This is a genomic window from Coleofasciculus sp. G1-WW12-02 (assembly GCF_040219735.1).
Taxonomy (GTDB): Bacteria; Cyanobacteriota; Cyanobacteriia; order Cyanobacteriales; family Coleofasciculaceae; genus Coleofasciculus.
In genome coordinates, this window is sequence record NZ_JAVJRX010000193.1 from 25,463 (window position 1) to 36,458 (window position 10,996).

A 10,996-nucleotide genomic window follows, 5' to 3' on the forward strand; every position below is an offset into this window, starting at 1 on the left:
CCGGATTTCTTAGGGTTTAGATGAGTAGGGGGTTAAAATGAGTTGTCGATTACTAGAGAAACCAGAATTGAGGCACCGACTAATTCACGAGAAATTGACGCAAAAATTCGTTGTTCAATCGCTAACAAGTTGACCCAGGGGACTGTTTTCCAGATTTGGATCATGGGTTGAGAGGTTTGCCAGTGGTGACGAACGAGTCCGATCGCAAAGGCTAATCCGCTATAAAAATAGTATAGCCAGTGCCAGGGTACGGTTTGCAGGGCGAATAGGAAGCCGCGTTTTTGATGAAAGAATTGATAGACTGAGGCGTTGATTGCCAACAGCCCTAGACTCAACAGAGCGACGCCAACCCATGCAGCCGGTAACCACCAAACGGCGATTAGAGCCGCTAATAAGGTATATACCAAGACTACACTAATGCGGTTGGCAAGGTTTAGATTTAAGTCATTGACCATTTCGCGATCGCGTAATATGATCGCTGTCCAAGGGATTGCTCGATAAAAGATATCGGCTCTGAGCAGGGAGTAGGTTCTCCAGCACTTCAAATGCTTGACTTGGATCGTTTTTCGCAAGCCAATCCGGTGCCCGTTTCGTTTCAACCTATTGCCTAATTCAATATCTTCCACACAAGGGAGACGATAACCCTCATCAAAGCCGCCAACTGCTAAGAAAATATCCCGCCGGATTGCACCACAAGCGCCCCAGAAAGTAGAGGCTTCTTCTGATCCGGTTTGATGGGTATAGTGATGGAATAAATTTTTGTATTGGGACAAGAAATTCGGCGCCCCCGGCTGATCATCGTAGGAGCCAATTAAGGCGGCGAGTTCAGATTCCTGACTGAATGTGGTCGCTACTTTACCGATAGTGTTATCATGAACTTCGACATCGGCATCGACAAAGAAAAGAATATCACCGCTGGCTGCCTTAGCGCCTAAGTTGCGAGCTTTCGCAGGTCCGCCAGAGGTAGGAACTCTAATCACCTTGGCGCCAAAGTCTTGAGCTAACTGCCACGAGCCGTCAGTATCGCCGTCAGCGACGACAATTACTTCCGATGGCTGGGGTGAGGCTTTCGCCAGACTGGAAAGACAACGACGAAACGCTTCACCACCGTTATAGACAGGGATTATTACCGATATTGTCGGTGTTGTGGTAGAAGGTATCATCTGGCTCTTGGTAATGTGGTTCGTTGGGGCTAGCATAGCTGGTAGCTTTGTTTACGACATCCATCTGGGGTCAGATAGACAGTGCTTCCGGCACTTTAGTCAAGCTATATACCAGAAATTGTAATGACGGTACTTATGAAATCTTAATCAAGCTTTTGGGTGAGCGATCGCTTAACTGACTTTCTTTGCAGAATCTTCATCAAATTCTCGTCTTTGGGGTTGTTGTATGAAATTTTCGTGAAGGCTGGATATTCTGTAACGTCTGATACAGAAATAAACAGAGTCAACTGCCCCACCCACTTTTGGGATGGGGTTTTCCCGGCGAATTTTATAAACTATTCAACTCTAGTTATTTTCAGGAAACGGTTTTTGACGCGGGGGCTTGAGGAGAGGGCGACCCAAGTCTTTTGAATGGACTACCGTTGTGAATTGATGCAAGGGGGTCGCCCCTACATGAACAATGAACCTTTGAGGAGAGGGCGACCCAGGTCTTTTGAGTGGACTACCGTTGTGAATTAATGCGGTGCGGGTCGCCCCTACATGACCAATGACAGTCTACGCGATCGCTTGTCCAATCTTGTGGACTTTGATCAAACTTGTGCTTCCCGGCGTACCAATGGGAACACCAGAGGTAATCACTACCTTGTCCCCATACTCAGCTAACTCCATCTCCACCGCAGCATTGACTACATTAGTTAACATCTGTTCGGCGTTGTGTACAGGGGTAATCAGATAAGGTTGTACGCCCCAAGACAAAGCCAACTGACGATAGGTACTTTCTTCTGGCGTAAAGGCAATAATCGGGGTTTTGGGGCGATATTTAGACACCAGTCGGGCTGAACTCCCGGATGAGGTGTTGCACATAATGCCCCGTGCGCCTAATTGACTGGCAATATGACAAGCGGCTTCGGCTACGGATTCGGTGGTGCTAATACTACAACTAGGAAACTCAGACGATTTTGCCAATCCTTCTACTAGCACTTTTTCCGTCTGGATGGCAATATCGTGCATCATTTGCACGGCGGCAATGGGATATTGTCCTACAGCGGTTTCACCCGAAAGCATGACCGCATCCGTTCCATCTAAAATTGAGTTGGCAACATCCGTGGCTTCAGCCCGAGTCGGATCGGGGGCACTGATCATCGACTCCAGCATCTGGGTGGCTGTAATCACAGGTTTACCGGCTTGATTGCAGCGACGAGTAATCTCTTTTTGGATTAAAGGAACCTTATCCAACGGCGTCTCTACCCCCAAGTCACCGCGAGCAATCATAATTCCATCAGCAATATGGAGGATTTCCTCTAAGTTTTCCACCGCTTCCCGTTTTTCAATCTTGGCAATCACACGGGTTTTAGCGCCTGCGGCTTCAATCATCCGCCGCACCGGTTCCAAATCACTGGCGCTTCGCACAAAAGACACCGCCACCCAGTCAACACCCGATTGCAGCCCAAAACGTAAATCGGTCATGTCTTTTTCAGTCACTGAGGTAACGGGTAAATACGTTTCAGGTAAGTTGACGCCCTTTTTAGAGGAAAGAAGTCCACCAATTTTCACCAAGGCGCGAATACTATCCGCATCCCGTCCCGTGACAATCAGCTTGACTCGACCATCATTAATGGAAATCGGTTCACCCACGCGCACCATAGCAAACAGGGTGGGAATCGGCAAGGGAATCTCTTCAGCATTGTTGCCTTCCTCATTTAACACAAATCTCACTTCATCACCGGTGTTCACTTGAATTCCGTCGGGAGGCAATTTTCCCAGCCGAATTTTAGGTCCGCATAAATCTTGCAGTAGGGCTAGAGGCTTGTGATGTTGGCTGCTAATTTCCCGGATTTGCTGAATCGTCTGCCCGTGAAACTCATGGGAACCGTGAGAAAAGTTTAACCGGGCAACATCCATCCCGGCTTCAATCAAGGCTTCAAGGCGTTCGGGTGAGGCGGTAGCTGGTCCAATGGTACAGATAATTTTAGTGCGACGCATAGGATACTGGGTCATAACGGCAATAGAACTGATGTTCTCTTTCTAGCGTGTGATTTTCAGGGTCTACACACCCCTACCAATCCAACGTCCGCCTAACCGGATGATTTTGATCCGGGATGGCGCGGGAGAACACCTGTCATGAAGATAGATCAACTTTCTGGGAAAGACGCTATCTGAAAGCGGGAGAAATTATTAAAGTCCACGGGAGGGAAATAGTATCCGGAGCAGGGGGAGCCAAGATGTCGGGTGTCGGGTATTGAGGAGCAATGTTCCAGACGTGCTTTTCAAGCGTCTGGGTGCGGAGGAGTTAATTTAAAATTCTTGCACTGGGTGGGGGCGGGTTTAGTCGCTCAGGCAAGAAACGATAATAGTGAAAAGAACCCCTACAAACCCTGTCCGACTAGCGAGGCGAAGGGTCAAAACTTCCTTTGGGCAGATTTTTCGGGCAATCCTGATTAGCACTCCTACTCCTTAACCCTGACTTCAGGTAGAAGTAATCCTCTGATAAAAATGAGTAGGGTTGTGATTGAGTGTTTATCATTTTCCAGTTATCTCAGACATCTGAGGTGGGTTAGTGAGGCGCTCAACCCTTGTTTAAAAGGATTTAAACATTGCTGAAGTTATACAAATTGTCAATAACAAAAACAATTTGCATTTTGAATGACGGCAAGTAATTGAGGATATAATGCGCCAGTTTAATGTTGAGGGACTGTTCCAGATGTAGCATAGGTCTGGAACAGTCGGGGCGGGTTTAGTTACTTATGGGTACACAATAAACGCTAATTGTGAAACCCGCCCCTAAAGATTCAAACGTCAAAACTTAAACAAAGGGCGGGTTTAGTTACTTATGGGTACACAAGAAACGATAGTAGTGAAACCCGCCCCTACACAATCAAAACTCCTATGAATGCCCCAGCTATTGCAACCGCCTCTAAACCCACGCCCCAAGAACGCCAAAATCTGGAACACCAAGCCGATTACAACACAATATCATCATTACCCCAGGTTTGGTCGTTAGCCGCCCAGCGATTTGGGGATACTGTCGCCTTACAAAACCCTTACGCTAAACCCGAAGTCAAGCTAACCTTTGCCCATACTTGGCAGCAAATTCAGCAGTTTGCGGCTGGATTACAAGCATTAGGTGTCTCGGCTGGGGATCGAGTTGCCTTATTTTCTGAAAATAGTTCCCGCTGGTTTGTTGCTGACCAAGGTATTATGACCACTGGGGCGGTTGATGTGGTGCGAAGTTCTCAAGCGGAACGAGAGGAACTTCTCTATATCCTTAGGGATAGTGAATCAACTGCGTTAGTTGTGGAAAATCAGGATACTTTAACCAAGCTGCATCAGCATTTGGATGATTTGCCGATTCAACTGGTTATTTTATTATCAGATCAGGAACCGGAAGCAGAGTCAGGGTTGAATATTCTCAATTTTTCCCAGGTGTTGGAACAGGGAAAAAATCATCCATTTCAACCGATTGAACAAACCCCTGATACCCTCGCCGCCTTAGTTTATACCTCTGGCACCACCGGGAAACCCAAGGGAGTTATGCTAAGTCATGGCAACCTATTGCATCAAGTGACTAGCTTGGCTGCAATTGTACAGCTAGAAGCAGGCGATCGCGTCTTGAGTATTCTCCCATCTTGGCATGTCTATGAACGCGCCATTGAATACTTTGCCCTCTCCCAAGGCTGTACCCTGATTTATACCACGCTGCGCCATGTTAAGCGGGATTTGAATGCTCAACACCCTAACTATTTTGTCTCGGTTCCGCGTTTATTGGAATCGATTTATGAGACGGTGCAAAAGCAGTTGAGTAAAGAATCTGCCCGAAAACAGCGCTTGGTTAATGCTCTATTCTCGATTAGCGATCGCTATATTAAAGCCCGTCGCCTTGTCAATGGTTTAAGTTTAGAACAGCAGCAGCCCTCTCTATTTCAACGCCTCTGGGCTAGACTTCAAGCCTTGACATTGGTTTTAATTCATGCATTAGCTGACCGATTCATCTATCAGAAAATCCGCGAGCAAATCGGTGCAAATTTAAAGCAAACCATCTGTGGGGGTGGCGCACTTTCCCAGAAATTAGATGATTTTTATGAAATAATTGGCATTGAGGTACTCGAAGGGTATGGTTTAACCGAAACCTCGCCCGTTCTCACCGCCCGTCGTTCTTGGCATAATCTCCGGGGTTCTGCGGGTAAACCGATTCTAGAGACAGAAATTCGTATTGTTGATCCAGACACCAAAGAAACCCTTCCCCAAGGAGAAAAAGGGTTAGTTTGGGCGAGGGGATCTCAAATCATGCAGGGTTATTATCATAACCCAGAAGCCACTGATAAAGTGATTGACGCTGAAGGGTGGTTTAATACTGAAGATTTAGGCTGGTTAACGGTTCAAGAAGACTTAGTTTTGACCGGACGGGCAAAGGATACAATTGTCTTGAGTAACGGTGAGAATGTGGAACCGAAACCGATAGAAAATGCCTGTATGCGGAGTCGTTATATTGATCAGATGGTGGTGGTGGGTCAAGATCAGCGATCGCTTGGCGCTTTAATTGTACCGAATTTCGATAACTTACAATCGTGGGCGGCTGAGAATCAGTATCACCTGCAACTCCCGGATCAGGAATCTGCTTCTGGGGAGGAAACAATTGATTTAAATAGCAAACCTGTTCAGGAATTGTTCCGCCAAGAACTCAATCGAAACGTGAAAAACCGTCCGGGTTATAATCCGAATGACCGCATTGGTGTATTTCGCCTAATTTCAGAACCCTTTTCTCAAGAGAATGGTATGTTGACTCAGACGCTTAAAATTAAGCGCCATCTGGTTAGGGAACAGTATCAAGATTTGATTGATGAGATGTTTGCTTAAGTTAGTTAACTTAAGCCCTGTTGAAAAGGAAATCGTGGAACCAAACGAAACAAAGTCCGCCTACGCGGACTAATACCGAGTTGCGCTCAAACATAGTAGATAGGAAAAGCAGGGGAAGCAGGGGAAGCAGGGGAAGATGTGGGAGTTGTAGGGGAAGCCGGGGAAGCAGGGGAAGATGTGGGAGTTGTAGGGGCGGGTTTTACTACTAACGTTGGGTTTTCACCTTGATATGACTAAACCCGCCCCAACGGATTAAGCTAAAACGCATTTAATTGGATGCTGGACATGAATATCATTGCGCTGTAACTAATCCTTGATTTAATTGCTGCATATATTTATCTAAATCCCCTGCAACTTTACCGGATAAAAAATAAGCGCCGAGTAAATTGGGAAAAGACATGGCGATTAACATACCATCGCTAAAATTAATTACGACACCAGAACTTAAAACGGCACCCGTAAAAACCGCCAGGATAAACAATACCTTATAGATGATTAAATTGTTCTGTCCAAACAAATAATCCCAACAGCGTTCGCCGTAATAACTCCAGGAAATCATCGTCGAGAAGGCAAAAAAGAAAATCGCGATCGCAAGCATCAGGGGAAACCAGGAAATCGCTGTACCAAAGGCGACTGAGGTGACTTCCGCGCCACTGAGTTGATTAAATTCGGGATTGCGATAGACGCCTGTAATCACAATCACCAATGCCGTCATATTGCAAATCACTACTGTATCAATAAACGGTTCTAAGAGAGCCACAATCCCCTCCCGCACAGGTTCTTGGGTTCTGGCGGCGGAATGTGCGATCGCGGCTGAACCTACCCCCGCTTCATTAGAAAACGCTGAACGCCTTAATCCTTGAATCATCACGCCAAACACTCCCCCCTCCACCGCCTCTGGAGATAATGCGCCGTTGACAATTGTCAGTATCGCCGCCGGAATTTCCATAAAATTCGTGATCAGAATCCACAGCGCCGCTACAAAGTAAATCAAACACATCGCCGGGACAATTGCACCTGCAACCATCCCAATCCGTTTAATCCCACCAATAATTACCATTCCCACTAAACTAACCAGAATCAAGCCATAAAGCCAACTGCGCCCCACAAACCAGGGTACAACTATAGTTATCGCTGCATAAGATTGGTTCGCCTGAAACATACTCGCGCCGCCGAATGCGCCACAAATGCCGAGAATGGAGAAGATAACCGCTAATACCTTCCCCAGGTTCTGATGTCCCATTTCCGCCAAACCTGCTGACAAATAGTACATTGGACCCCCAGCCACTGTACCATCGGGTTTAATTACGCGATATTTCTGCCCCAGAGTACATTCAACAAACTTACTCGTCATCCCAAACAGTCCCCCCAGCGTCATCCACACCGTCGCACCGGGACCCCCTAAACTGATCGCGATCGCGACTCCAGCAATGTTACCCAATCCCACAGTAGCCGAAAGTGCCGTTGCCAGGGCTTGAAAATGAGACACCTCCCCGGCTTCCGTCGGATCATCATACTTTCCCCGTAACACCTCAATGGCGTGCCAAAAGCCTCGGATGTTAATAAATTTCATCCGCAGGGTGAAGAAAATCGCACCGCTAATCAGCCAAAGGACACTGAAAGAGAAAACACCTAGGGTCAAAAACTGCACTGTGGTTTGCTCACTAAGGATACAAGGTTATGTCCTTCTTAGTGTGACAGTGCATTCGCTGCTTCTTCAACTGGGTTGAGTTCTATGAGTCATTATCGGGGGAATCGGGTGCGTGAATGTTCCAGAGGTGTCATGGTACATCTGTAGGGGCGGGTTTTACGATTATCGTTTCTTCGCCTCACCCCGATGTGACTAAACCGTATCATGGTACATCTGTAGGGGCGGGTTTTACGATTATCGTTTCTTCGCCTCACCCCAATGTGACTAAACCCGCCCCGATTCGGTGAGATGGAAAGAATTAAGGGTGGATTTTGGATTAACGTTATCGGTGTTAATGCTAAGTTTATCCCTAAACCCTCCCCTACAGGATGAAACTCCTAAATTCTCAACTCCTCAATTCTGGGGGATTTTGGAACTTCTGGTTCCCCCCAAAGTTGCTTATCCTGTACATGCAAGTCTTCTCTGTTCATGTTTGAGGTTAATCAGCCCCCTAAATCCCCCAATTCTGGGGGACTTTGGAACTTCCGGTTCCCCCCAAAGTTGGGGGGCTAGGGGGGCAAGTTTTGATTCGTGCAGGAAGTTTATTGATGAAAGATACTCTAGCTATATTATTATCATTTACCTCACTTTACTGATGCAAAAAAACTCTCATAGAATTCGCGGCACTACAAAACCAATTGAGCAATCCGCTCGTCGCTTGCGTCAACAGCTTACTCCCGCAGAAGCCTGCTTGTGGAACGCTTTGAGGCGTCGTCAACTGGCAGGACTTAAGTTTCGCTCTCAACATCCAGTGGGACGTTTTATTGTTGATTTTTATTGTCCATCCTGTAAGTTGGTAATTGAGGTAGATGGCGACATTCATGCTCAGCAAAAAGACTATGACGACGCTCGGACAGAGCAGCTTCAGGCTTTTGGCTATCGAGTATTAAGGTTTACAAACGAAGCTGTTTTAAACGATTTGCAAGCTGTTCTAGCCCACATTGTCAAAGTAGCAGAAGCTCAGTCGCCCCCTAAATCCCCCAATTCTGGGGGACTTTGAACTTCCGGTTCCCCCCAAAGTTGGGGGGCTAGGGGGGCTAAATACAGTATTTTGAGGTTATATGGGAGTAGTTTCAGGTTTATCAAATTAGTTAAAGGAGAAAGAACTCAGTACGCTTTATCTAAACTATTTGATATTTTCAATTCAGGAAATGAGTTGTATAGCGTTTTGAGTGTGCTGAAGCGTTTGGATAAATTGATGTCTCAATTCGACACCTGCCATACCGCTGAAACAACCGACCAACAAGCGCTAGAGGACTTTGGTATTACCCAACTCCTCTTCCACCTCAAGCACTACAGCGACATTGACTTCGATGCGTCGCAAATGCATCTGACGGATGCTGAAGTCAACGCGATCGCGAAGCTATTTATCCAGCAGTTAACCCAAAGCCTCAACGGTAAACTCATCGCGGGTGCGTTAAATACCCTGCGTCATGGTGAGGAGATAGAGAGTAAAGACGTAGCCTGCTACGTCTCTACATTCTCAGTCGGGGCGGGTTTAGTCACATCTGAGGAAAAAAGAAACAATAATCATCAAACCCGCCCCTACACACAATTCAACACTCAAGACTCAACGCTCAACAGGTTTCCCACCCCTCGCTACACAGAAGGCGATCGCGTCCAATGGAAAACCGCTAATCCCGACTGGGGCGTGATTCTGGGACGTTTCTCTGAATACAACCACCATCACCGTCAGTGGATGGTTTACTACCTGATTCAACTTGCCCCTGATTCTCCCAGTGCAGGTTGGGTAACCACGGATACGGCTTCTGAAGCGGATTTGGTAACAATACCCGATCCCGTTGAATCAACAGAAGATAATGGCAACCCCTACCTTTATCCAACCCATTCTCGACATGGGATAGCGTTAGCGAAGCGCGGCGCTCTTAGCGCACAGCGCTGCTGCGAAGCGCAGAACGCACCCCCATCTCTGCATTGCCCGACTGGACGCTATAATACCCAACGGCGACACAATCCCCGCCCGATCACCCAGCGTGAAAAATACATCATTGACCTCTACAGTTACTGTGAATTAGCGATGACGCCAAAGCAGTTTTATTCCAAATGGGATGTGACTTATGAACAACTTTCTCATATTTGTTCCCGTTCCCTGGGGACAGTGCAGTGTTGGTTCAACCGAGGTCAAGGGTATCATCCACCTCAACCCGTTGACTTGCGCCATCTGGCAATCATGGATTTTTTATTAGAACATTTTGAAGAAATCCCCCAGTCCCTAATTAACCTGCTGTGTTCTTCTTAAGAACCATCTGTAGGGGCACGACATGTCGTGCCCCTACCATAAACAGGCTCTGTGGGTAAAAACCCAACCCCTACCTATGCAGCATATAACTCCATCTGACTCCCTAAAATCTGCTGGATCTTCTGGTGTAACTCGGCTTGGGTATGATAGTGAAGAGTTTCCAAAGACGCCAGTAACCGTTGCTTATCACACAAGGGTAACATCGCCATCAACTCATCCGCCTCTTGTAGCATACGCTCTTGGGCTTCTGGAATCAGGTTCATCCAATTCGATAACAACAAGTTACGCTCTATAATCGTTAGTTTCCACTGATATTCAGGCATCCTGACCGGCTCCTCTATTCCTTCGTTTTCCTTTGTTCAAGATTTACAGGTGTGGATCAGGATGCTTTTGATTTAACTCACAACTCCCTCATCTTCCCGACTTCGTCCCACTTGGCGAACATCTCTCTCATCTCCTATAACGGGTTAGAAGCTGTTTGTTAATTTCTGGACACATCTAGACATTTCTTCCCGTTTGGGTACTTTTCACGCATAGCTGTAGCCATCCTTTCGATGAATTGGTTTTTCGACATATTCGAGTTTGATGCCAATCCGTTTTTTACCAGTTGTCGGATAGATCTCACCTCTACCGTTGCTGTATGGGCAAAGTCGAGCAACATAAGTTCCTGTGTTCACACCTTTTGCTGTGTTCACACCTTTTGGGATGATCGTTTTCACGATGTCGCCAGTACAGAAGCCATGAATCGGACGCAATGGGCGATACTTGTGCGGATAACCTAGTCTATCGGTTTGGCATCGTTGTCGTCCGCCTTGACCCGTTGCTTTGACTTGCAGAATCTTATTGGTCAAAACTTTGAGCATTTCGGTTACACCAACACAAGCAGCACTGAAGGGGTGACAAGCAGCTCAAAAGCTTGACAGACAAAGCATTTTCCCCCTCAAGCTTCAAAAAGATGAGAGCTTATTGACAGGTTTATTGAGAATAAAAAGGTAAATGAGAATGATAATCACAGAGAGTAAGTACCAG

At 46.7% G+C, this 10,996-nt stretch carries 10 protein-coding genes; 4 read left to right on the top strand and 6 right to left on the bottom strand.

Annotated elements, in window-relative coordinates; all coding sequences use genetic code 11:
* Window positions 1-32: 32 nt before the first annotated feature.
* The 3 genes from RID09_RS30320 to pyk all read right to left on the bottom strand — a co-directional run bounded on the left by RID09_RS30320 (window position 33) and on the right by pyk (window position 3,146).
* Complete coding sequence (locus tag RID09_RS30320) at window positions 33-1,163, bottom strand: glycosyltransferase family 2 protein (protein ID WP_446339620.1); 1,131 nt, start codon at window positions 1,161-1,163, stop codon at window positions 33-35.
* A 143-nt stretch (window positions 1,164-1,306) separates the two neighbouring features.
* Window positions 1,307-1,459 carry a hypothetical protein gene (locus RID09_RS30325; protein ID WP_446339621.1) on the bottom strand — a complete coding sequence of 51 codons (153 nt, stop codon included), beginning with the start codon at window positions 1,457-1,459 and terminating at the stop codon, window positions 1,307-1,309.
* 259 nt (window positions 1,460-1,718) lie between these two features.
* The gene (pyk, locus tag RID09_RS30330) at window positions 1,719-3,146 is read right to left on the bottom strand and encodes a pyruvate kinase (protein WP_446339629.1); all 1,428 of its coding nucleotides are present in this window, start codon (window positions 3,144-3,146) and stop codon (window positions 1,719-1,721) included.
* Window positions 3,147-4,049: 903 nt separating this feature from the next.
* Here pyk and RID09_RS30335 point away from each other — a divergent pair.
* A complete protein-coding gene (locus RID09_RS30335; RefSeq protein WP_446339622.1) occupies window positions 4,050-6,017 on the top strand; it encodes an AMP-dependent synthetase/ligase in 1,968 nt (655 codons plus the stop codon).
* 292 nt (window positions 6,018-6,309) lie between these two features.
* On the opposite strand, the gene RID09_RS30340 is transcribed toward RID09_RS30335, so the two are convergent.
* Complete coding sequence (locus RID09_RS30340; RefSeq protein WP_446339623.1) at window positions 6,310-7,668, bottom strand: alanine/glycine:cation symporter family protein; 1,359 nt, start codon at window positions 7,666-7,668, stop codon at window positions 6,310-6,312.
* A gap of 116 nt (window positions 7,669-7,784) precedes the next feature.
* Here RID09_RS30340 and RID09_RS30345 point away from each other — a divergent pair, with 116 nt between their 5' ends.
* The 3 genes from RID09_RS30345 to RID09_RS30355 all read left to right on the top strand — a co-directional run bounded on the left by RID09_RS30345 (window position 7,785) and on the right by RID09_RS30355 (window position 9,967).
* A complete protein-coding gene (locus RID09_RS30345; protein WP_446339624.1) occupies window positions 7,785-7,955 on the top strand; it encodes a hypothetical protein in 171 nt (56 codons plus the stop codon).
* Between the two features lie 347 nt (window positions 7,956-8,302).
* On the top strand, window positions 8,303-8,707 hold the full coding sequence (locus RID09_RS30350; RefSeq protein WP_446339625.1) for an endonuclease domain-containing protein: 405 nt from the start codon (window positions 8,303-8,305) through the stop codon (window positions 8,705-8,707).
* A gap of 198 nt (window positions 8,708-8,905) precedes the next feature.
* Complete coding sequence (locus tag RID09_RS30355) at window positions 8,906-9,967, top strand: hypothetical protein (protein ID WP_446339626.1); 1,062 nt, start codon at window positions 8,906-8,908, stop codon at window positions 9,965-9,967.
* Between the two features lie 74 nt (window positions 9,968-10,041).
* On the opposite strand, the gene RID09_RS30360 is transcribed toward RID09_RS30355, so the two are convergent.
* Together RID09_RS30360 and RID09_RS30365 are read right to left on the bottom strand one after the other, a co-directional pair.
* Window positions 10,042-10,290: a hypothetical protein gene (locus tag RID09_RS30360; protein WP_446339627.1), complete on the bottom strand. Its 249-nt coding sequence runs from the start codon at window positions 10,288-10,290 to the stop codon at window positions 10,042-10,044.
* Window positions 10,291-10,494: 204 nt separating this feature from the next.
* The gene (locus tag RID09_RS30365; protein ID WP_446339628.1) at window positions 10,495-10,830 is read right to left on the bottom strand and encodes a hypothetical protein; all 336 of its coding nucleotides are present in this window, start codon (window positions 10,828-10,830) and stop codon (window positions 10,495-10,497) included.
* Window positions 10,831-10,996: the final 166 nt, after the last annotated feature.

What these genes read in the sequence shown, in the direction of transcription:
- RID09_RS30320 (WP_446339620.1), bottom strand. Translation starts at nt 1,163, where the DNA reads ATGATACCTTCTACCACAACACCGACAATATCGGTAATAATCCCTGTC.
- pyk (WP_446339629.1), bottom strand. Translation starts at nt 3,146, where the DNA reads ATGCGTCGCACTAAAATTATCTGTACCATTGGACCAGCTACCGCCTCA.
- RID09_RS30335 (WP_446339622.1), top strand. Translation starts at nt 4,050, where the DNA reads ATGAATGCCCCAGCTATTGCAACCGCCTCTAAACCCACGCCCCAAGAA.
- RID09_RS30345 (WP_446339624.1), top strand. Translation starts at nt 7,785, where the DNA reads ATGTTCCAGAGGTGTCATGGTACATCTGTAGGGGCGGGTTTTACGATT.
- RID09_RS30350 (WP_446339625.1), top strand. Translation starts at nt 8,303, where the DNA reads ATGCAAAAAAACTCTCATAGAATTCGCGGCACTACAAAACCAATTGAG.
- RID09_RS30355 (WP_446339626.1), top strand. Translation starts at nt 8,906, where the DNA reads ATGTCTCAATTCGACACCTGCCATACCGCTGAAACAACCGACCAACAA.
- RID09_RS30360 (WP_446339627.1), bottom strand. Translation starts at nt 10,290, where the DNA reads ATGCCTGAATATCAGTGGAAACTAACGATTATAGAGCGTAACTTGTTG.
- RID09_RS30365 (WP_446339628.1), bottom strand. Translation starts at nt 10,830, where the DNA reads ATGCTCAAAGTTTTGACCAATAAGATTCTGCAAGTCAAAGCAACGGGT.